Origin of the sequence: Niallia circulans, assembly GCF_003726095.1 — a bacterium.
GTDB classification, from domain to species: Bacteria; Bacillota; Bacilli; order Bacillales; family Cytobacillaceae; genus Niallia; species Niallia circulans_A.
In genome coordinates, this window is the sequence record NZ_CP026031.1 from 4000965 (window position 1) to 4025276 (window position 24312).

The following is a 24312-nucleotide window of genomic DNA, read 5'->3' on the forward strand; positions in this document are numbered from 1 at the left end:
AGAATGAGACTAGATAAATTCTTGAAAATTTCGCGCTTAATCAAACGAAGAACATTGGCAAAGGAAGTTGCGGATCAAGGAAGAATTTTAGTGAATGGACAGCAGGCGAAAGCAAGCACCAATGTAAAGGTCGGTGATGAGCTGCAGGTTCGTTTTGGGCAAAAGCTAGTTACAGCTAAGGTGGAAATGTTGCAGGAATCCACGAAGAAAGAAGATGCTGCCAATATGTATAAAATAATTAAAGAAGAAACACTTTCATAAGTTTAGTAATCGAAATAGATGGCAATAAACAAAGTAGAGTTCTTTTCTTCGCCTATAAGGCTTGTTCTAAAATAAGGATTCCTCACATATATTTGTACAAGTAGAGATTGTACTAATGGATTGTGAGGGATAATGATGAGCCAATATCATGAATCAAATATGACGAAAAGTAATAATACGGTAGACCATGATGTGATCATGAGAGGAAGAAAGCTGCTCGATATTACGGGAGTAAAGCAAGTAGAGAGTTTTGATAACGAAGAATTTATATTAGAGACAGTAATGGGATTTTTATCTATTCGTGGTCAAAATCTGCAAATGAAAAACCTTGATGTAGAAAAGGGAATCGTCTCTATTAAAGGTAAAGTATTTGATTTAGTTTATGTAGACGATCAAAGTGGAGATAAGGCTAAGGGATTCTTTAGCAAGATATTCCGATGACACTATCTACACAATTTATGACCATGCTGGCTATGGTTAGCATGGGTCTATTCTTTGGTATAAGTTTAGATACATATCAATACTTCTTGAAAAGGCCAAAAAGGAAAAGAAGTATTGTCTTTATCCATGATATCCTTTTTTGGGTTTTGCAAGCTCTTCTTATGTTTTATGTTCTTTTCCTAGTAAACAAAGGAGAAGTTCGCATTTATTTGGTCCTAGCATTGCTATTAGGTTTTGCTATGTATAAAAGTTTGTTTCAAACTCTTTATCTTCAATTATTAAAAGGAATCATTTCTTTTTGCGTCCATACTTATCGTTTTTTCCTTAGAGTAGGAGTAAATATTGTATACAAGCCAATTAAATCTATCATTTTCTTCCTTTTTTCGATAATAATTGCTCTGGGCAGGGGACTTATGGCACTTGTCAGTGGTATAATTAGGACATTAAGATTTATTATAGGGATACTCTTTAAACCAATTGAATGGCTTTTATCTCTACTGTGGCTAATTGTGCCGAAAAAGGGTAAATTATTCGTCGAGAGAATTTTTAATAAATTGGCAGGATATTACTTTAAAATAAAGAACTATTTGAAACAATGGATGGCTAAAAGAAAAAAATAATGGAAAGGAGGAGCCTCATATGAGTGCTATAAGAAAACCAGATGTTACAACATTTCCAACAGAATATAATTTACAGCATCAAGCTAATAGTCTTAGTGGAGCTAGAAAGAAAAAGCTATTGATGCGCAGGCTGACAACGTTCTTCGTATGTGCTGCTGTTATTGGCTTTATTATGATTTCCACACTCATATCACAAAGCTCCACTTTAAAAGAGAAAAGAGCAGAGAAAGAACAGTTAGATGGACAACTTGTTGCATTAGAAAAGAAAGAAGCAGACCTAAAAGACCAAATTGCTAAGTTAAATGATGAAGAGTATTTAGCTAAATTAGCAAGGAAAGACTTATTACTTTCAAAAAAAGGGGAAATTATTTTTAATATCCCTGAAAAAGATGCAAAAAACACAACTGGAAAATAATAAGGTTGGCAGTAATATTGACACTCTTTTTTTCCATTCTGTATAATATAAGTAAGTACGATTTTTTATATCCTTAAGGAGGCAAAACTTTTTTATGTCAATCGAAGTAGGCAGCAAGTTACAAGGAAAGGTAACAGGAATTACTAATTTTGGTGCGTTTGTTGAGCTCCCAGAAGGCGCAACAGGTCTTGTTCATATTAGTGAGGTCGCAGACAATTATGTAAAAGACATTAATGATCATTTAAAAGTAGGCGATGAAGTCGAAGTGAAAGTGATTAATGTCGAGAAAGATGGAAAAATTGGACTATCTATTAAGAAAGCAAAAGATAGACCAGAAAGACCCGAGAGACCAGAAAGACCACAATACGAACGCGGAGAAAGAAGAGAATCAAGAGGCGGCTATTCCGGTGGGAATTCTCAAAGGTCACGTAATGCAAAATCAAATGAAAATCGTGCTCCTAAAGAGAATTTCGAATCGAAAATGGCTCGTTTCTTAAAAGACAGTGAAGATCGATTAGCTTCTCTGAAACGAAATACTGAGTCGAAACGCGGGGGAAGAGGCGCTAGACGAGGGTAACTTGCTGCTGAATAACCAAATAGATAGCAGGGTTTATCGTTTATATATTCCCATAGCTTAGGCAAGCCAATTTGGCTTGCTTTTTATATTTTATAGGAAGTTTGTCTGTTTAGCTATTCCCGTAAAAAGAACACAAAAAAACCACGTAAAAATTTTTACGTGGGTTTTTTTGTGATAGCGGCGGAGGGGATCGAACCCCCGACCTCACGGGTATGAACCGTACGCTCTAGCCAGCTGAGCTACACCGCCATAATATTAACAAGACAATTAATATAATACAAATAAATAATCGCAATGTCAATAGATTTTAGACATTTATTTAATATGTTAGTATGGTGTATGTTTAAGCACTTGTTAATGAGTTGAAAGACCAAAAAGCATATTGCATGAAATGACAAAAATAAGCAATAAATATAAAAAAGTGACTGTAGAAAAGATCATTTATATTAAGATTGTCTGTTGGTAAGGCTGACTAATTATAAAGTAACTTCTTTTTGCTTGATAGAAGGAATCTATCGAATTTTGTATTTCCATAAAAAAATGGAGGAAAGAAGTCGAGCGAAAGATTGGAACTGCTTCGTTATTTTGACAAACTTTTAAATAACTAGCTTCTATAATGTGGAGCAACGATACTTGTTAGGGAGTGTGGTTTATGGAGAAAGTGGAAAGGGATATAATCGATCCGATTGGTGAAGTTGATTTTGGGAAGTCGCGAGATAGCTTCAGTACATTAGTTCATAAATTTTATACAAAAGTAGAAAACTTCTTTTTAGTAAAAGGCTTTTTATTGTTGATTCTCGGATTTTTACTTGGACGAGCTTTAATATTAGGACAACTTACCCCTTTTGCTCTTCCATTTTTTGCGGCAGTATATCTATCAAGGAAAGATAAAGCACCACTCGCGCTTATTGGATTAATAGCCGGCGCTGCTACTTTAGGGGTAACAGAGGCAGCTTCTAACTTTGTCTTGTCTTTCTTATTTTTGATTAGCTATAAAATTATTTTAAATTGGAAAAATAAAGAGCAGCAACTTGTCCCATTATTTGTGTTTGGACTAGTCTTTTTAGGCAGCTTAGTGAAAGCCTATCTTTTAACAAATGGTTTTACACTGTATGGTGGAATGTTAGCGTTTGTAGAAGGAAGTCTTGGCTATATACTTACATTAATTTTTTTACAAAGTCTGCCGTTACTTACGGTCAATAAAAGAAGACAAGCCCTTAAAACAGAAGAAATTGTCTGTCTTATCATTATGCTAGCTTCTATTATGACTGGAACAATTGGCTGGGCCGTTTATGGCTTATCGATTGAACATATTATGTCTCGTTATTTAGTTCTCCTATTTTCCTTTATGGCAGGGGCCACTATTGGCTCGACTGTTGGCGTTGTGACCGGATTAATTTTTAGTCTTGCAAGCATTTCTAGCTTCTATCATATGAGCTTATTGGCTTTCTCTGGTCTTCTAGGTGGATTGCTGAAAGAAGGAAAGAAAATCGGTGTAGCACTTGGTTTATTTATTGCCACTCTCCTTATTGGCATGTATGGAGAAGGTGGTGGCGTCCTATCTGTTTCGTTAATGGAAACAACTATAGCTGTTTTCCTGTTTCTTATGACACCGAGAAGTTTAACCTCACGCATAGCAAAGCATATACCAGGAACAGCAGAATATTCCCAAGAACAACAGCAATATATGAGAAAAATGAGAGATGTAACAGCTCAAAGAGTATCTCAATTCTCCAATGTATTTCAAGCACTCTCTAAAAGTTTTTCTTCCCCAAATATAAGTGAAATGATAGAGGAAGAGGATAAGGAGCTAGATTACTTTTTAAGCAATGTGACAGAAAAGACGTGTCAGACATGTTTTCGTAAAGAACATTGCTGGGCACGTAACTTTAATACAACCTATGATTATATGAAAGATATTATGACTGAAATGGCTGATACTGGTGGAAATATTTCCACTAGTCTTCAAAGGGAGTGGGATAAACATTGTACAAGGTCGAAGAAGGTGACGGATGCAATCCATCAAGAATTGACATTGTACCAGGCAAACCAAAAATTAAAAAAACAAGTCCAGGAAAGCAGGAAATTAGTTGCAGATCAATTGCTTGGTGTATCTGAGGTAATGGGTGATTTTGCAAAAGAAATTCAAAGAGAAAGAGAAAATCACTACAAACAGGAGGAATTAATCCTAGAAGCTATTCAAGAGTTTGGCATTCATATTGAAAATGTTGAAATATACAGCTTGGAACAAGGAAATGTAGATATCGATATCACTATTCCATACAACACAGGCTATGGAGAATGTGAAAAACTAATTGCGCCAATGCTATCGGATATTCTTGGCGAGACCATTATTGTAAATAAAGAGGAGGTATCTGAGTACTCCAAAGATTATAGTCATGCAACATTCCGGTCAGCGAAAGCTTATACAATAGAGACTGGTGTTGCGCATGCAGCAAAGGATGGCGGGTTTATTTCAGGAGATAGCTACTCTACTATTGAACTAGGTTTAGGTAAATACGCTATGGCAATTAGTGATGGAATGGGAAATGGGAAGCGGGCCCATGTAGAAAGCGAAGAGACCCTTCAATTATTGCAAAAAATTCTGCAATCAGGAATTGAAGAACAAGTAGCGATAAAATCAATTAATTCCATTCTATCTTTGCGAACAACAGATGAAATTTTTTCTACACTGGATTTAGCAATGATTGATCTCCAAAACGCAGCGGTTAAATTTCTGAAAATTGGCTCTACACCTAGTTTCATCAAAAGAGGTTCAAAGGTTATGAAAATACAGGCAAGTAATCTGCCAATGGGAATTCTCCAAGAATTTGATGTGGATGTTGTGAGTGAACAATTAAAGGCTGGAGATCTTCTCATTATGATGAGTGACGGTGTGTTTGAAGGACCAAAACATGTTGAGAACTTTGAGATTTGGATGAAGAGAAAAATTAAGGAATTGAAAACAGAGAACCCTCAAGAGGTAGCAGATTTAATTATGGAGGAGGTTATCCGATCTCGCTTAGGCTTAATTGAAGACGACATGACCGTGTTAGTTGCGAAAATTGACCATAATATTCCGAAGTGGGCGTCCATTCCAGTAAAAGGTTTTAAGCAAATCGCAAACTAAATGTGATCGTTTAAAATGGTCTTTCTAGTTTTATATAAATTTAAAGGACTAACATTCAGTAGGAGAAAAACACTGTGTGTTAGTTTTTATTATACTAATCTGTTTATTCTTGGAAAAGGTATAAATACTTCTCTTTTCGTCGAGAATGGGACTAACTCATAAAGATGGAGGGGAGATATTTATGAAAACAGGTACGTTAAAGCAGGTTTTGCTTATCACAGATGGATGTTCTAATAAAGGAGAAGATCCTATCGCAATGGCAGCATTAGCAAATGAACAAGGAATTACGGTAAATGTTATTGGAGTCATGGAACAAGATACAATTGATGAGCAGGGAATGAAAGAAATTGAAGGCATTGCACTCTCTGGAGGCGGTGTTAGTCAAGTTGTGTATGCGCAGCAGTTAAGTCAGACTGTCCAAATGGTAACGAAAAAGGCGATGACCCAAACACTCCAAGGGGTAGTAAATAAAGAGCTTCAGCAAATACTAGGTTCCTCTAAAACAATGGAGGATCTTCCTCCAGAAAAAAGAGGAGAGGTAATGGAGGTTGTGGACGAACTGGGGGAAACAGTTGAACTGGAGGTGTTAGTATTACTAGATACAAGCGCCAGTATGAAGCATAAATTACCAACTGTAAAAGAAGCCTTACTTGACCTATCTTTAAGCTTGAATGCCCGATCTGGCGAGAATCGCTACTCTGTGTTTGTATTTCCCGGGAAAAAGAAAGATGTCGAAAAATTAATGGATTGGACACCTCGTCTAGAATCTCTAACAAGTATCTTTCCAAAGTTATCGACAGGAGGCATTACACCAACAGGTCCAGCTTTAAAAGAAGCCATTCGTTACTTTAAGCATAAGCGCTCATTAAGGAGCTTGATTTCAAGTGATGATGAATACATCGAAGAGTCAATTTAAAATAAATAGTGGAACAGTAATAAAAGGAAAGTGGCATAACAAGCAATATACAGTCTTAAAGGAACTTGGCTATGGAGCGAATGGTACAGTTTTTTTAGCAGATTCCAAAATAGGAAGAGTTGCTTTGAAATTAAGCAACAATAGTGTATCTATAACTTCTGAAGTAAATGTTTTGAAATCCTTCGCAAAGGTCCAAGGTTATAGCCTTGGACCTTCTTTAATAGATGTAGATGATTGGGTAACAAATAGAGGAACTACTTCTTTTTATGTAATGGAGTATATTAGTGGACCAGATTTACTAACCTTTATTCATAATAAGGAAGTATTATGGATTGATGTGCTAATGATCCAATTATTAAAGGATTTACAAAATCTTCATGAAAATAATTGGGTCTTTGGAGATTTAAAACCAGAAAACCTAATTATTACAGGGCCCCCAACGAAAATTAGATGCATTGATGTAGGGGGGACAACCATAAAAGGGAGAGCGATTAAAGAATTTACAGAGTTCTTTGATAGAGGATACTGGGGGTTAGGAACAAGAAAGGCAGAGCCAGGATATGATTTGTTTGCTGTTGCGATGATTATACTGAATCTTTATTATCCACAGCGTTTTAATAAAAAGGAGGGCGGAATCAAACAGCTGCATATGATGATTCGACAAAAGCAAGGATTAATGCGTTTTGAGGGGATTCTAGTAAATGCGTTAACAGGAAAATATCTATCGGCAAAAGAAATGCGATTAGATTATTTAAATTTAACAAGTGGAGAATCAAAAAAAACAAGTAGAAGCACAATAACAGCTGGAACGAATAGAAGTAAAGCTCGCCAAGCGAACAGTCAACCTGCTCCTTCTGCTCAGACAAGAAGTAAATTGGTTAAAAAGAAGAAAAAGGCAGGATGGGCTGAATCTATAGTCATCATTATCCTTATCTCTATTTGTTATATTTTGTATATATATGGTCAATTAACTTGAAAAGAGGATTTTTAGCAATTTTTAGAGAATAGTCTTTGGTATCACTTTTAAAAAAGTGATATCCTAGACTATAGTAACTACAACCTCTGATGAAAAAGTAATAACATCAGGGCTGGTAGAATAGTGATAGTGATAAGGAAGTAATCAAAAATGTTTGAGGATCAAATTTTAAATTACCTGCAAGGAAAAAATATGAACCTAGAAGGTAAGAAAATCTTGGTTGGAGTTTCTGGAGGACCAGATTCTTTAGCACTCCTTCATTTTTTATGGACAAAACAAGAAGAATGGAAAATCAAGGTTTTTGCTGGACATGTGGATCATATGTTTAGAGGGGGGGAGTCGCTCGAGGAGGCTGAGTTTGTAAAATCGTTCTGTGAAGAAAGAAATATTCCTTTTTCTTGGGAGCGAATAGATTTACCAGCATTTATCCAAAAAACAGGAATGAATTCACAAAAGGCAGCAAGAGAATGCAGGTATTCCTTCTATGAAAAAGTAATGGAGAAGCACAACTTAGATTACTTAGCATTAGGTCATCATGGAGATGATCAAATAGAAACCATCTTGATGCGATTAACGAGAGGAAGTTTAGGTAAATCAAGGGCTGGAATTCCTTTTATGCGTCCATTTGGTACAGGAAAAATTATTCGTCCCTTTTTATGTTTAGAAAGGGAAGACATTGAGGAATATTGTAAAGTACATAATCTTAATCCAAGAAGAGATCCAAGCAATGAAAAAGATACCTATAGCCGCAATAGATACAGAAAACAAGTTGTGCCCTTTTTAAAAAAAGAAAACATTCATGCGGCAAAGCATTTTCAACGGTTTAGTGAAGAATTAACAGATGATGAAACCTATTTAATGAAGCAGGCTGAAGAAAAGCTTTCTGAGGTATTGGTTGAAAAAAAGGCTGCGGAAGTAGTAGTTGATATTAATCGTTTTCTTTTAATAGCTATTCCTTTACAAAGAAGATGTATTCAACTAATATTAAATTATCTCTATGACGAGATACCTATTTCATTATCCGCATTACATACTGAGCAAATGATGATATTACTTAAGAGTCCTCATTCTTCTGGAAATATTGATCTCCCGAATGGTTTGAAAGTGAAAAAGTCGTATCATTTTCTTCATTTTCAACTTAATTTATCTCCAGCACAATCCTTTTATTATGAATTATCAAAAATGGGAGAGTTATTATTACCAAATGGGTACAATATTAAGGTAGAATATATAAACGGTGAAACGATTACTAATGACCATTGTATTCTTTTGGATGCAACTTCTATTTCTTTTCCTCTTATTATCCGTACTAGAAGAGATGGTGATAGAATTCATTTAAAAGGAATGGATGGAAGGAAAAAAGTGAACCGTATTTTTATCGATGAAAAGATTCCAATCCATAAGAGAGATCATTGGCCAATCGTTACGGATAGCAAAGGTGAAATTCTTTGGATACCAGGACTAAAAAAATCGATATATTCTCATAGTAATACGAATAGTGGTAGTAATCTATTAATAACATATAAAAAGCAATGATCTTCTAGGGGGCACACAAGAAATGAAACACGATATTGAAAAAATATTGATATCTGAAGAGGAAATACAAGGTAAAATCAAAGATTTGGCATTTCAGCTTACAGAGGAATATCAAGATAAATTTCCTTTGGCAATTGGAGTATTAAAAGGTGCTATGCCCTTTATGGCAGATCTTTTAAAACGCGTGGATACATACCTTGAAATGGATTTTATGGATGTGTCAAGCTACGGTAATTCTACTGTATCTTCTGGAGAAGTAAAAATCTTAAAAGATTTGGATACTTCTGTGGAAGGAAGAGACATACTAATTATCGAGGACATTATTGATAGTGGATTAACTTTAAGCTATCTTGTAGAGTTGTTCCGTTATCGTAAAGCAAAATCAATCAAAATTGTGACACTTCTTGATAAACCAACTGGTAGAAAGACAGATCTTAAAGCAGATTATGTAGGATTTATCGTACCAGACGCTTTTGTTGTTGGTTATGGATTAGACTACGCGGAAAGGTATCGAAATCTACCATATATTGGTGTTTTAAAACCGGAAGTTTATACTAGTGACAGTGAATAAGTACATGAAAAGAGGAATTCTAGCCCGAAGAGGGTAATTCCTTGAATTTACTTAATTTTCTATGTTACTATACTCTATAGTTTGTTTACCGTGGGAGGAGGTAAGGGATGAACCGTATTTTTCGTAATACCATTTTTTATTTATTAATATTTTTAGTAATTATCGGTGTGGTTAGTTTTTTCAATGGAAATAATCAGCCTACCAAGCAATTAACATATACTGAATTAATAAATCACCTTGATGCTGGTGATGTTGCCGAAATAACGCAGCAGCCTGAAAGAGGTGTCCTTGAAATACGCGGGAAATTAAAGGGCTATAAAGAAAATGAAACATTTGTTTCCTATGTAACTAATAATGAAACAAATGCTCAAGTGATCTTAAAGGCTGCTACAGAAGGTTCCAAAATCGATGTCAAGCCTGCACAAGAAACAAGTGGATGGATCACATTCTTTACTTCAATTATTCCGTTTGTGATTATTTTTATCTTATTTTTCTTCTTGTTAAATCAAGCCCAAGGTGGCGGCGGCGGCCGTGTAATGAACTTTGGTAAGAGTAAAGCAAAACTATACAACGAAGAAAAGAAAAAGGTTCGCTTTAATGATGTAGCGGGCGCAGATGAAGAAAAGCAAGAGCTAGTAGAAGTAGTGGAATTCTTAAAAGATCCCCGAAAATTTGCTGAGCTAGGTGCTAGAATACCAAAAGGTGTCCTTCTTAATGGACCTCCAGGAACAGGTAAAACATTACTTGCTAGAGCTGTTGCAGGAGAAGCTGGTGTACCTTTCTTCTCTATCAGTGGTTCTGACTTCGTGGAAATGTTTGTTGGGGTAGGGGCTTCTAGGGTTCGTGATTTATTTGAAAATGCGAAGAAAAATGCTCCTTGTATTATCTTTATTGATGAAATCGATGCTGTTGGTCGTCAACGTGGCGCTGGTTTAGGTGGAGGACACGATGAACGTGAACAAACGTTAAACCAACTATTAGTTGAAATGGATGGATTCGGTGCAAATGAAGGGATTATTATCATTGCTGCTACAAACCGTCCTGATATTCTTGACCCTGCATTATTACGTCCAGGTCGTTTTGACCGACAAATTACGGTAGATAGACCTGATGTTAATGGTCGTGAGGCGGTATTACGTGTACATGCTCGTAATAAGCCTTTAGATGAGTCTGTTAATTTAAAAAGCATCGCTCAACGTACTCCGGGATTCTCTGGTGCGGATTTAGAAAACCTTCTAAACGAGGCTGCACTTGTTGCAGCGAGAGCGGATAAAAAGAAAATCGACATGGAAGACATGGATGAAGCGACAGATCGTGTTATTGCTGGACCTTCCAAGAAAAGTCGTGTTATTTCCAAAAAAGAAAGAAACATTGTTTCTTACCATGAAGCTGGACATACGATTATTGGTGTTGTATTAGATGAGGCGGATATGGTTCATAAAGTAACAATCGTACCTAGAGGTCAAGCTGGTGGATATGCAGTTATGCTTCCTAAGGAAGATCGTTTCTTAATGACGAAACAAGAGCTTCTTGATAAGATTACTGGATTACTTGGCGGTCGTGTTGCAGAGGATATCGTATTTGGGGAAGTAAGTACTGGAGCCCATAATGATTTCCAAAGAGCTACAGGTATTGCCCGTAAAATGGTAACAGAATACGGAATGAGTGATAAACTTGGACCATTACAATTTGGTCAAGCGCAAAGTCAAGTATTCCTTGGTCGTGACTTAAATAATGAACAAAATTATTCAGATGCAATTGCATATGACATTGATTTAGAAATTCAACGAATTATAAAGGAATGTTATGAAAGAGCAAAACAAATTCTTACAGAAAACCGTGAGAAGTTGAACTTAATCGCTGAAACACTTCTTGAAATTGAAACGTTGGATGCAGAACAAATCAATAGTTTATACAAAGATGGTGTCTTGCCTGACCGTACAAAGAAGGCTGATACTACTTTAGGCACAGAAGATCTAAAAGTAAATATTAACAAAAAAGATGATAACGAGTAATCGTTGAAAAAAGATGCGCTTTCAAGCGTGTCTTTTTTTTGTTAGAGAACCTTTACAACCACATCTTTTGGAAACAGCCATTGCTTTAGGCTTTGTCTCTTTCTTGTTGTATGTTATGATATTTCCAGTATTGGATAGACTCTAGATATAGCTTTCCTAAGTATATAAAGCGATACAAGATATGACGGGAAAATGAAATTAATAAAAAGTGGTGACTATAATGATTTTTGTCTTTGATATTGGAAATACAAATATAGTATTAGGTGTTTATGATAAAGAAGAATTAAGACATCATTGGAGAATTGAAACAAATCGTTATAAAACGGAAGATGAATATGGTATGATCATTAAATCCCTATTTGATCATGTTGATTTAACGTTTTCAGATATTGATGGAATAATTATTTCTTCTGTTGTTCCTCCAATTATGTTTTCTTTAGAAAGAATGTGTCAAAAGTATTTTCACTTAAAACCGTTAGTTGTTGGTCCAGGAACAAAAACGGGACTAAACATAAAATATGATAATCCTAAGGAAGTCGGAGCTGATCGAATTGTTAATGCAGTTGCGGCTATTCACGAATATGGAAGTCCATTGATTATTGTTGATTTCGGAACTGCTACAACATTTTGTTATATAAATGAGCAAAAGCAATACATGGGTGGAGCGATAGCGCCTGGTATTAACATTGCGACAGAGGCATTGTATTCAAAAGCAGCTAAATTACCGCGTATTGAAATTGCAAGGCCAGAAGGAGTAATTGGTAAAAATACTGTATCAGCTATGCAGTCAGGAATTCTTTTTGGGTATGTCGGTCAGGTAGAAGGCATTGTGAAAAGGATGAAGGCAGAAAGCAATGTACAGCCAAAGGTTATTGCTACAGGTGGATTAGCGAATCTTATTGCAAAAGAGTCAAATATTATTGATGAAATAGATCCGTTTCTTACTTTAAAGGGATTACAGCTTATTTATAAGAAGAATAAGGATACACTAAAATAAAATATGTTTAAACGGAACTTTCATTCCGTTCATTAACTGATAGAAGATAAGGAGTAAACAATGAGCGATTATTTAGTAAAAGCATTAGCGTTTGATGGTGAAGTTCGTGCATATGCAGTAAGAAGTACAGAAACAGTAGGAGAAGGACAAAGAAGACATCATACTTGGCCAACAGCATCCGCTGCTTTAGGGAGATCATTAACAGCTACAGCAATGTTAGGAGCAATGCTAAAGGGTGATCAAAAGCTAACAGTGAAAATCGATGGCGGCGGTCCGATTGGTCTTATTCTAGTAGATGGGAATGCGAAAGGGGAAGTCCGCGGTTACGTTACTAACCCACAAGTACATTTCGATTTAAATGAACATGGAAAATTAGATGTTAGAAGAGCTGTTGGAACGGAGGGCACGCTATCGGTTGTAAAAGATATTGGAATGCGTGATTACTTCACTGGGCAGGTGCCAATTGTTTCTGGAGAGCTTGGAGAAGATTTTACTTATTACCTGTTTAATTCAGAACAGGTGCCTTCCTCTGTTGGCGTGGGTGTTTTAGTAAACCCAGATAACAGCATTTTAGCAGCTGGAGGCTTCATTATTCAATTAATGCCCGGAGCGAAGGATGAAACAATTACAAAGATTGAACAAAGATTAAGTGAAATTCCGCCTATTTCGAAATTAATTGAAAAAGGTTTAACGCCAGAAGAGCTTTTGGAAGAAATTTGTGGAAAAGATAATGTGAAGGTAATTGAGAATATGCCAATTTCCTTTACTTGCACATGTTCGAAAGAAAGATTTTCAAATGCAATTATTAGTTTAGGTCAAGCAGAAATTGAAGATATTATCAACACAGACGGTCAGGCAGAGGCGGAATGCCATTTTTGTAATGAGAAATATCTGTTTACAAAGGATGAGCTAGAAACATTATTAAAAGAAGCAAAATAGTTATAAGACACCTGCAGAATTGGGACTTACTATCCCTTGCAGGTTTTTTTTATGTAGAATAGCTGAATAAGGAGTTTCTTTTTTTAGAATAAAGTGGAGATTAAGTGGTTTGGCTGATATGTCCTTGTGTTTATCCTCTTTGTCCCTGTTTAAGTATAAACTGCGATAGAAAGCAACTAAAGATTAATTTTTCGGAAAATACAAACATATCAATTGACAAACAAAAGGGTTATTTGGTAAATTAATATTATAAAACCAATTAAAATACTCGGAATAAAGATAAGGGGAGATAGAACATGTCAAGAATCGCAAATTCTGTAGTAGATCTTATCGGTGGCACACCCATTGTAAAATTAAATCGTTTAGTGGATGATTCAAGTGCAGATGTTTATTTAAAGTTAGAATACATGAATCCAGGAAGCAGTGTAAAAGATCGTATTGCGCTTGCGATGATTGAAGCTGCTGAAAAAAGCGGAGACTTAAAACCAGGCAGTACGATTATTGAACCAACAAGTGGAAATACTGGTATTGGCCTTGCAATGGTTGCTGCTGCAAAAGGTTATCGTGCGATTTTGGTTATGCCTGAAACGATGAGTATGGAACGTCGTCGACTTTTGAAAGCTTACGGTGCTGAATTAGTATTAACCCCTGGACCAGAGGGGATGGGTGGAGCTATTCGCAAAGCAGAAGAATTGGCAAAAGAGAATGGTTACTTTATTCCACAGCAATTTAAAAATATTTCAAATCCTGAAGTACATAGATTAACGACAGGGCCAGAAATTGTGGAGGCTTTTGGCGAGGGAGGTTTAGATGCATTTATTGCTGGTATCGGTACAGGTGGAACTATTACTGGTGCTGGGGAAGTGCTTAAAGAAAAATACAGTAATATCAAAATATATGCAGTAGAGCCTGCTGATTCTCCTGTACTGTCAGGTGGAAAACCAGGACCACATAAAATCCAAGGTATCGGTGCTGGATTTGTTCCGGAAATTTTAAATAGTGAAGTTTATGACGGTATTATTAAGGTTACAAATGAAGACGCTTTTGAATATGCTCGTCGTGCAGGGAAAGAAGAAGGCGTATTAGGTGGAATTTCTTCTGGTGCGGCTATTTACGCAGCATTACAAGTTGCAAAAGAGCTAGGAAAAGGTAAAAAAGTACTTGCAATTATCCCAAGTAATGGAGAACGTTACCTAAGCACACCTCTTTATCAATTTGATGAAGAATAAGCATAAAAATCAGCCTTGGAAATAGGCCTCCTTTGAAAAGGGGGCTTTTTGTTTTAGATTAAAAAACTCTTGTTATGCAGCTATCTGCCGAATAGGTGATTTTTTTGTATTTCTCTCTGTACATCTTGTATGATGAGAACAGATAAAATATAAGGAGCGAAGTCTGTTTGAAAAATTACAAAGTATATAGTAAGACTATTCCTCTTTCATATGACCAGTTTTTTAGGCGCTTTTTAACCATTGCTGAAGATAAGTCCCATTATGTTCTGTTAGAAAGTGGACGTGGTGGCAGATATAGTATTGGCGGAGTTTCACCTATAGTGAAAATGATAGGCCGAAGTAATGGTTTAGAAGTGATAGACGGAAAAGGAACTGTACGAATCGAAGGAAATCCCCTCCATTCTATAAAAGAAGTGATGAATAAGTATGTTGTAGAGACTAATCCAGATCTGCCAGATTTCCAAGGAGGAGCGATAGGATTTATTAGTTATGATTATATCCGTTATATTGAAAAAATCCCCAATCTGACGACAGATGATATGGAAATACCGGATGTGTTCTTTTTGTTATTCGAGGAATGGTTTACTTATGATCATAAAGAAAATAAATTATGGATATCAGCCTTATACGAAGAAAATCAGTTAGTGATGATTCAAGATAAAGTAGAAACCTATGCGCAAGGCTGGATGGATGAGGAGAAGGAAGAGACAGTTCAAAGCCATACAGAGAAATCGGTAGGATTAAAAGTATCGATGGCGGACAATGAATTTCAACAATCTGTCCGCAAGATTCAGAACTATATTTCTGAAGGAGATGTGTTTCAGGTTAACTTGTCTGTTCGGCAGGCTAAACCACTGCATGTGTCTGCGCTTGAAGTGTACCGGCAGCTAAGAGTTTTAAATCCTTCTCCTTATATGGGGTATTTTCATACACCTGAATTTCAGCTAGTTAGTGGATCACCAGAACTCCTAGTTAAAAAGAAAGGAAAGGAAGTAAGCACAAGACCTATAGCAGGAACAAGGTCCCGTGGGAGAGATGAAGCAGAGGATGTCGAGCTTGCTCGTGAATTAATCGAGAGTGAAAAGGAAAGAGCAGAGCATGTAATGCTAGTAGACCTTGAAAGAAATGATTTAGGAAGAGTATGTACATACGGAAGTGTTCAAGTAGACGAATTTATGGTAATAGAAAAGTATTCTCATGTTATGCATATTGTGAGCAATGTAAAAGGGCAGCTTGCGGACAATAAAGATGAGTATGATCTTATTAATAGTATGTTTCCTGGTGGAACCATTACGGGTGCGCCAAAGATAAGAACAATGGAAATTATTGAGGAACTAGAACCAGTGCGACGAGGCCCATATACCGGTTCATTAGGATGGATTGGTTTTAACCATGATATAGAATTGAATATTATGATCAGAACTATGTTGGTGAAGGAAAACCAAGCATATGTACAAGCAGGTGCGGGAATTGTAATTGATTCTATTCCTGCAAATGAATATAAAGAATCGATGAAAAAGGCCAGAGCGTTGTGGAATGCGAAAGAATTAGCAGAAGAGAAATTAGGTGATGGCAATTGATTTATATGATTGATAATTATGATTCCTTCACCTATAATCTAGTTCAATACTTAGGTTCATTAGGGCAGGAACTGCAAGTGAAAAGAAATGATGAGACTTCTATCGAGGAGATCAGAGGGGAAAAGCCGATGTACTTAATGGTTTCTCCTGGACCATGTACGCCTAATGATGCAGGTATTAGTTTGGAAGCGATTCGTACCTTTGCTGGTGAAATACCGATTTTTGGTGTGTGTCTTGGTCATCAAGCAATTGGGCAGGTTTTTGGAGGAGAGGTTGTGAAAGCTGCCAATTTAATGCATGGAAAGACATCCCTTATTTATCATGATAATCAAACCATTTTTCAGGGTTTACCTAATCCCTTCCCAGCTACGCGCTATCATTCACTGATTGTTAAAAAGGAATCATTGCCAAAGTGTTTAGAGATCTCTGCTTGGACGAAAGAAGGAGAGGTTATGGGGCTTAGACATAAAGAGCTTCCTGTCGAAGGAGTTCAGTTTCATCCAGAATCTATCATGACTAAGGCGGGAATGGAAATCTTACATAATTTTATCCAATTTTATCAAAAAGGAACTAAGTAGAAGATGTATATATATTTAAATGGACAAATAATTCGTCAGGAAGAAGCGGTTATCTCTGTTTTTGACCATGGATTTATGTATGGCTTAGGCTTATTTGAAACATTGCGTATTTATGATGGACATCCTTTCTTATTAGATGATCATCTTAAACGATTAAATGATGGGTTATCGGAGTTGAATATAGAAAAATCTTTTGAGCGAGAAGATGCAGTATCCGTTATAAAAACACTGCTCAGTAAAAATAACATAGAAAATGCCTATATTCGCTGGAATGTTTCAGCAGGAATTGGCATGATCGGACTGCAAACAGAGACGTATACACAACCAAATACGATTGTGTATATAAAACCTCTTCCAAAGGTAGTTGATATGGTTGAAAAAACAGGGCAAATAGTTACAGTTCCAAGGAATACACCAGAGGGATTCTTTCGCTTAAAATCCCATCATTATTTAAATAATATTCTTGCCAAGCGAGAGATTGGGCCAGAGCAGACTATGGAAGGAATCTTTTTGACGAAGGAAGGATATTTAGCAGAAGGTATTACCTCTAATATTTTCTGGGTTGTAGATGGAGAGCTCTATACTCCTAGCTTGCAGACAGGAATATTAAATGGCATCACAAGGCAATTTATTGTAAAACTTGCACAGGATCATGGGGTGGCTGTGAAAGAAGGCGTTTTTTCACTAAATATTCTTGCACGTGCCAAAGAGGTATTTGCAACCAATTCCATTCAGGAAATTATCCCGATTAAAAGAATCGATAAGTATGAATATAAGGGAAAAGAGGGTCCTGTTGTTACAATGCTATATAAAGAATATAGAAAACATACTAGTCAATTATGGTCCGTAAAAGAGTTGGAGGGAATAAAGGAATGGTAAATAAAATTGTTTGTGGCCCATATACGTTAAACTATGAACAAAAAACAATCATCATGGGAATTTTAAATGTGAATCCTGATTCTTTTTCTGATGGAGGAAAATATAACAAAATGGATAGAGCTGTTAAGCGTGCGGTCCAGATGGTGGAGGATGGAGCAGATATTATTGATATAGGCGGGGAATCCACCAGACCAGGTTATACAGAAATATCAGTTGAGGAAGAATTAGAACGAGTTATTCCGATTATTGAACGATTAGCTAACGAAGTGAATGTTCCTTTATCGATTGATACATATAAAGGAGAAGTGGCGAGACAATCTTTACAGGCGGGTGCTCATATTATCAATGATATATGGGGAGCAAAAAGAGACCCTAATATGGCTGAGGTTGCAGCCGAGTTTCAAGCTCCTATTATTTTGATGCATAATAGAGATAATCTAAGTTATACTTCTTTTTTGGAAGATGTAGTGTCTGATTTGCGGGAAAGTATTGATATGGTAAAAAGAGCAGGAGTTTCTACCGAGAAAATCATTCTTGATCCAGGTATTGGATTTGCGAAAGATTTAAAGGGGAATTTGGACATGATGCGAGGATTAGATAAGCTTGTTGAAATGGGCTATCCTGTCTTGTTGGGAACCTCGAGGAAATCATTGATTGGCAATGTATTAAATTTACCTGTTAGCGAACGATTAGAAGGAACAGGTGCAACAATATGCTATGGCATTCAAAAAGGATGTCAGTTAATTCGTGTTCATGATGTGAAAGAAATGACAAGAATGGCACGTATGATGGATGCTTTAATGGGAAAGGGCGAATACAGTGGATAAAATAATATTAAACCAAATGGAATTCTATGGTTACCATGGTGTGTTTAAAGAAGAGACTAAGTTAGGTCAGCGTTTTATAGTGGATTTACAAGTAGATGTAGATTTAGCGAAAGCGGGAGCAACAGATGACTTACAGTATTCGGTTAATTATGGCCAGCTATTCTTAGATGTAAAGGAGATTGTGGAGGGGGAGCCATATAAATTGATTGAAGCAGTAGCAGAGAATATTGCAAAGAAACTATTGGAATCTTACTCTCTTATTGAAGGTTTAACTGTTCGGATCATTAAGCCAGATCCCCCGATTCCGGGCCATTATAAATCAGTTGCGGTAGAAATCACAAGGAAGAGAAAAGAATGAATAAAGTTTATTTATCTTTAGGATCCAATATAGGAGATCGGTTAGAATATATACGTGAAGCTGTACAAATGCTACATAATCAGGAAGAGATAAAGGTGGTAAATATTTCATCTGTTTATGAGACGGATCCAGTAGGATATGAGGAGCAAGCACTATTTTTGAATATTGTCATACAGGTTGAAACTTCCTTAAATCCATTGTCTTTATTAGAACAATGCCAAAAGATTGAAAGTGAACTTGGAAGAAAAAGGATAATCAGATGGGGACCAAGAACAATAGACCTTGACATTTTATTGTATAATCAAGAAAATATAGTATCAGAGAAGCTAATTATTCCACATCCAAGAATAGAAGAAAGAGCATTTGTTTTAGTGCCGTTAATAGAAATTGCTCCAGACATAAAGTTACCAAATAAACCAATACTTTTAAAAGAAAGTTTGCAACTTTTGCGAGATAGAGAAGGAGTAAGGGTATGGAAACAACAGAAAAATGGGGAAGACGTATTCGCGCTTTTCGAAAGCTAAAAGGATATACACAGGAAGGTTTAGCAAAAGAGTTACTTGTTTCTGTTTCTATTTTAGGGGAGATTGAGCGAGGGAATCGGATGCCTTCAGAAGAAATGATCGATTCTATTGTAGGTGTGCTAAAGATAACGAGAGAAGAGTTAGATCCACATCAAAATAAATGAGCACGGTTCGTTAGGGAGGTAAAAGATTGTTTAAAATAGGAAATGTTGAAATTAGTAACCGTGTTGTACTTGCGCCAATGGCTGGTATTTCAAATTCTGCTTTTCGTCTAACAGTGAAGGAATTTGGAGCGGGTCTAGTTTGTGCGGAAATGATTAGTGATAAAGGGATTGTTTTGAAAAACAAGAAAACAATGAACATGCTCTATATTGATGAGCGTGAAAATCCAATGAGTTTACAGATTTTCGGCGGAGAAAAGGAAACGTTAGTAGAAGCGGCGCAATTTGTTGATCAGAATACCAATGCAGATATTATCGATATTAACATGGGATGTCCGGTACCTAAAATTACAAAATGTGATGCAGGAGCTAAGTGGTTGTTAGACCCGGATAAAATTTATGATATGGTCTCTGCTGTTGTAGACAATGTTCGTAAACCTGTAACGGTTAAAATGCGTATGGGCTGGGATGAAGACCATATATATGCAGTAAGAAATGCTCAAGCGGTTGAACGCGCAGGTGGAGCGGCAGTTGCCCTGCATGGCCGAACTCGTGTTCAGCTATATGAGGGAACTGCAAACTGGGATATTATTCGTGAAGTAAAACAAGCGATCAATATTCCTTTAATGGGGAATGGAGATGTAAATACACCCCAAGATGCGAAAAGAATGTTAGATGAAACTGGGTGTGATGGTGTTATGATTGGCAGAGCGGCGCTTGGAAATCCGTGGATGATTTATAGTACGGTTAAGTATTTAGAAACGGGTGAGTTAGTTAGTGACCCATCGGTTCGAGAAAAGATGGATGTATGCATATTGCACTTAGATCGGTTAATCCATTTAAAAGGGGAGTATGTAGCCGTTAGAGAAATGCGAAAACATGCTGCTTGGTATTTGAAAGGCATTAAAGGAAATGCAAAAACAAGAAGTGCTATTAATGAATGTGAGACTAGGGAACAATTAGTAACGATCTTGAATGCGTTGGTCTTGGAAGTAGAAGCAAGAGAACAATCTGGGATCGAAGTAGGTTAATTTTAAACGTAACTGTTTAAATTTCCTGTAATATGTGTAAAAATAAAGCTGTTGGACAAAAATCTGACAGTTTTTTTTCTTTTTTAGTGTCTGTAATCGTGACATTGTGTAGAATAATAAAGTATGTATAAATTGAACGATTCCTTTTTTAGGTGATCATACATAAAAAGATGTTGGAGATGATTAAGCATGAGTCATGAAGAATTAAACTTAAATGACCAATTACTAGTTAGACGTAACAAAATGAATGAGTTGCGTGAACAAGGAATAGATCCGTTTGGTAAACGTTTTGATAGAACTCATTTATCTGAAGCTTTAAAAAAACAATATGAATCCCTAGAGAAAGAAGAACTAGAGGAAAAGAATATCTCTGTTTCTATTGCTGGAAGAGTAATGACAAAAAGAGGAAAAGGGAAAGCTGGATTTGCTCATATTCAAGATCTTGAAGGACAAATTCAACTGTATGTCCGTAAAGATAATGTAGGGGAAGAGCAATATGCAATTTTTAACTCTGTCGATTTAGGAGATATTGTTGGTGTTGAGGGTGTTTTATTTAAAACAAACGTAGGGGAGCTTTCGGTTAAAGTTCAAGATTTTACTTTACTTACAAAGGCTCTTCGTCCTTTACCTGATAAATTCCATGGTTTGAAAGATATTGAGCAACGTTATCGCCAACGTTACTTAGACTTAATTTCAAGTGAAGAAAGTAAGAATACCTTTATTCTGCGCAGTAAGATCATTCAATCTATGCGCCGTTATTTAGATAGCAATGGCTATTTAGAAGTAGAAACGCCAATGATGCATTCTATTGCAGGGGGAGCTTCTGCACGCCCGTTTATTACACATCATAACGCGTTAGACATGCCTTTATATATGCGTATCGCTATTGAGCTTCATTTAAAAAGATTGATAGTTGGTGGATTAGAAAAAGTATACGAAATTGGCCGCGTATTCCGTAATGAAGGAGTATCAACAAGGCATAATCCAGAATTTACGATGATCGAACTTTACGAAGCTTATGCTGATTATCGTGATATTATGAGTCTTACAGAAAACTTAGTTGCTCATATTGCACAAGAAATCCATGGTTCTACAACTGTGACATATGGAGACTACCAAGTTGATTTAAAACCAGAATGGACAAGACTTCATATGGTAGATGCAATTAAGGAATACACAGGAGTAGACTTCTGGCCAAAAATGACTGTAGAAGAGGCTAGAAGATTAGCGAAAGAAAATGATATTGAAATTAATGATAATATGACGTATGGCCATATTGTTAATGAGTTTTTTGAGCAAAGAGTAGAAGAAAAATTAATTCAACCTACTTTCATTTATGGTCATCCTTTAGAGATTTCGCCATTAGCGAAGAAAAATGAGGAAGATCCTCGTTTTACAGATCGTTTTGAACTATTCATAGTAGGAAGAGAGCACGCAAATGCCTTCACTGAATTAAATGATCCTATCGATCAACGTGAAAGATTTGAAGCACAATTAAAAGAGCGTGAACAAGGAAATGATGAAGCACACTTAATGGATGAGGATTTTGTAGAAGCATTAGAATATGGTATGCCTCCAACAGGTGGATTAGGTATTGGTATTGACCGACTAGTAATGCTGTTAACAAATTCTCCTTCCATTAGAGATGTATTATTATTCCCGTTAATGAGACATCGCTAAGTAGGATAAGACACCTTTTGAAGGTGTCTTATTTTTTATAATAGTAATGGTTGTTATAGAACTATATAGAAGAGGTAGTAAAGGGATAAGCATAATAGTATAAGGTTATCTGAAAAACCTATTTATCCCTTATTATATTATCTAAATAAAGAGAGAATACGCAGGTGAATAATAAGAATATTTTTTCTTTTAAAAAGTAGTTGCATAGAGAGTTAAACGGTGGTATATTAATATTCGTTGCTGAAATAAGTGACGATGAAACAAAAAAGAAATTCAAAAAAGTGTTGACATCGAAAACGACTTCTGGTAATATTAAAAAGTCGCCGATGACGACGATAAACTTGCTCTTTGAAAACTGAACAAACAAACGTCAACAATAATCGTTTTATAACTAGCGTTATAGAACAAAAAGTAACAAAAAGCTAGAGTTTAGCAATGAGCTAATCAACTCTTTATTGGAGAGTTTGATCCTGGCTCAGGACGAACGCTGGCGGCGTGCCTAATACATGCAAGTCGAGCGGACTTTAAAAGCTTGCTTTTAAAGTTAGCGGCGGACGGGTGAGTAACACGTGGGCAACCTGCCTGTAAGACTGGGATAACTTCGGGAAACCGGAGCTAATACCGGATAATCCTTTTCCTCTCATGAGGAAAAGCTGAAAGACGGTTTACGCTGTCACTTACAGATGGGCCCGCGGCGCATTAGCTAGTTGGTGAGGTAACGGCTCACCAAGGCGACGATGCGTAGCCGACCTGAGAGGGTGATCGGCCACACTGGGACTGAGACACGGCCCAGACTCCTACGGGAGGCAGCAGTAGGGAATCTTCCGCAATGGACGAAAGTCTGACGGAGCAACGCCGCGTGAGTGATGAAGGTTTTCGGATCGTAAAACTCTGTTGTTAGGGAAGAACAAGTACAAGAGTAACTGCTTGTACCTTGACGGTACCTAACCAGAAAGCCACGGCTAACTACGTGCCAGCAGCCGCGGTAATACGTAGGTGGCAAGCGTTGTCCGGAATTATTGGGCGTAAAGCGCGCGCAGGCGGTCCTTTAAGTCTGATGTGAAAGCCCACGGCTCAACCGTGGAGGGTCATTGGAAACTGGGGGACTTGAGTGCAGAAGAGAAGAGTGGAATTCCACGTGTAGCGGTGAAATGCGTAGAGATGTGGAGGAACACCAGTGGCGAAGGCGACTCTTTGGTCTGTAACTGACGCTGAGGCGCGAAAGCGTGGGGAGCAAACAGGATTAGATACCCTGGTAGTCCACGCCGTAAACGATGAGTGCTAAGTGTTAGAGGGTTTCCGCCCTTTAGTGCTGCAGCAAACGCATTAAGCACTCCGCCTGGGGAGTACGGCCGCAAGGCTGAAACTCAAAGGAATTGACGGGGGCCCGCACAAGCGGTGGAGCATGTGGTTTAATTCGAAGCAACGCGAAGAACCTTACCAGGTCTTGACATCCTCTGACACTCCTAGAGATAGGACGTTCCCCTTCGGGGGACAGAGTGACAGGTGGTGCATGGTTGTCGTCAGCTCGTGTCGTGAGATGTTGGGTTAAGTCCCGCAACGAGCGCAACCCTTGATCTTAGTTGCCAGCATTCAGTTGGGCACTCTAAGGTGACTGCCGGTGACAAACCGGAGGAAGGTGGGGATGACGTCAAATCATCATGCCCCTTATGACCTGGGCTACACACGTGCTACAATGGATGGTACAAAGGGCAGCAAAACCGCGAGGTCGAGCAAATCCCATAAAACCATTCTCAGTTCGGATTGTAGGCTGCAACTCGCCTACATGAAGCTGGAATCGCTAGTAATCGCGGATCAGCATGCCGCGGTGAATACGTTCCCGGGCCTTGTACACACCGCCCGTCACACCACGAGAGTTTGTAACACCCGAAGTCGGTGGGGTAACCTTTTGGAGCCAGCCGCCTAAGGTGGGATAGATGATTGGGGTGAAGTCGTAACAAGGTAGCCGTATCGGAAGGTGCGGCTGGATCACCTCCTTTCTAAGGAAAATGGAATTTACATTCCATCAAAGATTGTTGACGATTTGTTGTTCAGTTTTGAGGGAGCAATT

Annotated in this window: 23 protein-coding genes, 1 tRNA gene and 1 rRNA gene; 24 read left to right on the plus strand and 1 reads right to left on the minus strand. The window is 37.3% G+C overall.

The genetic code is table 11. From position 1 onward, the window contains the following. Positions 1-3: 3 nt before the first annotated feature. The 5 genes from C2I06_RS19110 to C2I06_RS19130 all read left to right on the plus strand — a co-directional run bounded on the left by C2I06_RS19110 (position 4) and on the right by C2I06_RS19130 (position 2314). Positions 4-261: an RNA-binding S4 domain-containing protein gene (locus tag C2I06_RS19110; RefSeq protein WP_016204747.1), complete on the plus strand. Its 258-nt coding sequence runs from the start codon at positions 4-6 to the stop codon at positions 259-261. Positions 262-396: 135 nt separating this feature from the next. Beyond that, positions 397-702 carry a sporulation protein YabP gene (gene yabP, locus C2I06_RS19115; RefSeq protein WP_095333955.1) on the plus strand — a complete coding sequence of 102 codons (306 nt, stop codon included), beginning with the start codon at positions 397-399 and terminating at the stop codon, positions 700-702. After that, entirely contained in the window at positions 699-1322 is a 624-nt protein-coding gene (yabQ, locus tag C2I06_RS19120; RefSeq protein ID WP_095333953.1) for a spore cortex biosynthesis protein YabQ, read from the plus strand. The genes yabP and yabQ overlap by 4 nt, the downstream gene beginning before the upstream one ends. Positions 1323-1341: 19 nt before the next feature. After that, positions 1342-1737, plus strand: coding sequence for an FtsB family cell division protein (locus tag C2I06_RS19125; protein ID WP_095333951.1), 396 nt, complete (start codon positions 1342-1344; stop codon positions 1735-1737). 94 nt (positions 1738-1831) lie between these two features. Next, entirely contained in the window at positions 1832-2314 is a 483-nt protein-coding gene (locus tag C2I06_RS19130) for a S1 domain-containing RNA-binding protein (protein ID WP_047944385.1), read from the plus strand. Positions 2315-2489: 175 nt separating this feature from the next. Here the strand turns inward: C2I06_RS19130 and C2I06_RS19135 are convergent. After that, positions 2490-2563: transfer RNA gene (locus tag C2I06_RS19135), tRNA-Met, on the minus strand. Between the two features lie 403 nt (positions 2564-2966). On the opposite strand from C2I06_RS19135, the gene spoIIE reads away from it, so the two are divergent. From spoIIE to C2I06_RS19230, 19 genes are all read left to right on the plus strand, one after another. Next, complete coding sequence (gene spoIIE / locus C2I06_RS19140; RefSeq protein WP_123258668.1) at positions 2967-5444, plus strand: stage II sporulation protein E; 2478 nt, start codon at positions 2967-2969, stop codon at positions 5442-5444. 181 nt (positions 5445-5625) lie between these two features. Beyond that, complete coding sequence (locus C2I06_RS19145; RefSeq protein ID WP_095333947.1) at positions 5626-6360, plus strand: vWA domain-containing protein; 735 nt, start codon at positions 5626-5628, stop codon at positions 6358-6360. Further along, a complete protein-coding gene (locus C2I06_RS19150; RefSeq protein WP_171509175.1) occupies positions 6329-7336 on the plus strand; it encodes a protein kinase domain-containing protein in 1008 nt (335 codons plus the stop codon). The genes C2I06_RS19145 and C2I06_RS19150 overlap by 32 nt, the downstream gene beginning before the upstream one ends. 150 nt (positions 7337-7486) lie before the next feature. Next, positions 7487-8872, plus strand: a complete 1386-nt coding sequence (gene tilS / locus C2I06_RS19155) for a tRNA lysidine(34) synthetase TilS (protein WP_123258669.1) — start codon at positions 7487-7489, stop codon at positions 8870-8872. A gap of 22 nt (positions 8873-8894) precedes the next feature. After that, positions 8895-9443, plus strand: a complete 549-nt coding sequence (hpt, locus tag C2I06_RS19160; protein ID WP_047944392.1) for a hypoxanthine phosphoribosyltransferase — start codon at positions 8895-8897, stop codon at positions 9441-9443. A gap of 107 nt (positions 9444-9550) precedes the next feature. After that, a complete protein-coding gene (gene ftsH / locus C2I06_RS19165; RefSeq protein ID WP_047944393.1) occupies positions 9551-11458 on the plus strand; it encodes an ATP-dependent zinc metalloprotease FtsH in 1908 nt (635 codons plus the stop codon). Positions 11459-11678: 220 nt separating this feature from the next. After that, positions 11679-12455, plus strand: coding sequence for a type III pantothenate kinase (locus C2I06_RS19170; RefSeq protein ID WP_163187701.1), 777 nt, complete (start codon positions 11679-11681; stop codon positions 12453-12455). A gap of 60 nt (positions 12456-12515) precedes the next feature. After that, positions 12516-13394 (plus strand): Hsp33 family molecular chaperone HslO, encoded by an 879-nt coding sequence (gene hslO, locus C2I06_RS19175; RefSeq protein ID WP_095333941.1) that lies wholly within the window; start codon positions 12516-12518, stop codon positions 13392-13394. A gap of 296 nt (positions 13395-13690) precedes the next feature. Beyond that, a complete protein-coding gene (cysK, locus tag C2I06_RS19180; RefSeq protein ID WP_095333939.1) occupies positions 13691-14623 on the plus strand; it encodes a cysteine synthase A in 933 nt (310 codons plus the stop codon). Positions 14624-14790: 167 nt separating this feature from the next. Next, a complete protein-coding gene (locus tag C2I06_RS19185; RefSeq protein ID WP_095333937.1) occupies positions 14791-16203 on the plus strand; it encodes an anthranilate synthase component I family protein in 1413 nt (470 codons plus the stop codon). Further along, the gene (gene pabA, locus C2I06_RS19190; protein WP_095333935.1) at positions 16200-16781 is read left to right on the plus strand and encodes an aminodeoxychorismate/anthranilate synthase component II; all 582 of its coding nucleotides are present in this window, start codon (positions 16200-16202) and stop codon (positions 16779-16781) included. The genes C2I06_RS19185 and pabA overlap by 4 nt, the downstream gene beginning before the upstream one ends. A gap of 3 nt (positions 16782-16784) precedes the next feature. Then, the gene (gene pabC / locus C2I06_RS19195) at positions 16785-17660 is read left to right on the plus strand and encodes an aminodeoxychorismate lyase (RefSeq protein WP_123258670.1); all 876 of its coding nucleotides are present in this window, start codon (positions 16785-16787) and stop codon (positions 17658-17660) included. Continuing rightward, positions 17654-18487 carry a dihydropteroate synthase gene (gene folP / locus C2I06_RS19200; protein ID WP_095333931.1) on the plus strand — a complete coding sequence of 278 codons (834 nt, stop codon included), beginning with the start codon at positions 17654-17656 and terminating at the stop codon, positions 18485-18487. The genes pabC and folP overlap by 7 nt, the downstream gene beginning before the upstream one ends. Next, a complete protein-coding gene (gene folB, locus C2I06_RS19205) occupies positions 18480-18845 on the plus strand; it encodes a dihydroneopterin aldolase (RefSeq protein ID WP_095333929.1) in 366 nt (121 codons plus the stop codon). Before folP ends, folB begins: the two co-directional genes overlap by 8 nt. Beyond that, on the plus strand, positions 18842-19369 hold the full coding sequence (folK, locus tag C2I06_RS19210) for a 2-amino-4-hydroxy-6-hydroxymethyldihydropteridine diphosphokinase (RefSeq protein ID WP_095333927.1): 528 nt from the start codon (positions 18842-18844) through the stop codon (positions 19367-19369). Before folB ends, folK begins: the two co-directional genes overlap by 4 nt. After that, entirely contained in the window at positions 19318-19533 is a 216-nt protein-coding gene (locus tag C2I06_RS19215) for a helix-turn-helix domain-containing protein (RefSeq protein ID WP_095333925.1), read from the plus strand. The genes folK and C2I06_RS19215 overlap by 52 nt, the downstream gene beginning before the upstream one ends. A 26-nt stretch (positions 19534-19559) precedes the next feature. Further along, positions 19560-20561 carry a tRNA dihydrouridine synthase DusB gene (gene dusB, locus C2I06_RS19220; RefSeq protein WP_095333923.1) on the plus strand — a complete coding sequence of 334 codons (1002 nt, stop codon included), beginning with the start codon at positions 19560-19562 and terminating at the stop codon, positions 20559-20561. 189 nt (positions 20562-20750) lie between these two features. After that, positions 20751-22241 (plus strand): lysine--tRNA ligase, encoded by a 1491-nt coding sequence (lysS, locus tag C2I06_RS19225; RefSeq protein ID WP_095333921.1) that lies wholly within the window; start codon positions 20751-20753, stop codon positions 22239-22241. A 452-nt stretch (positions 22242-22693) separates the two neighbouring features. Then, positions 22694-24241: ribosomal RNA gene (locus tag C2I06_RS19230) — 16S ribosomal RNA — on the plus strand. Positions 24242-24312: the final 71 nt, after the last annotated feature.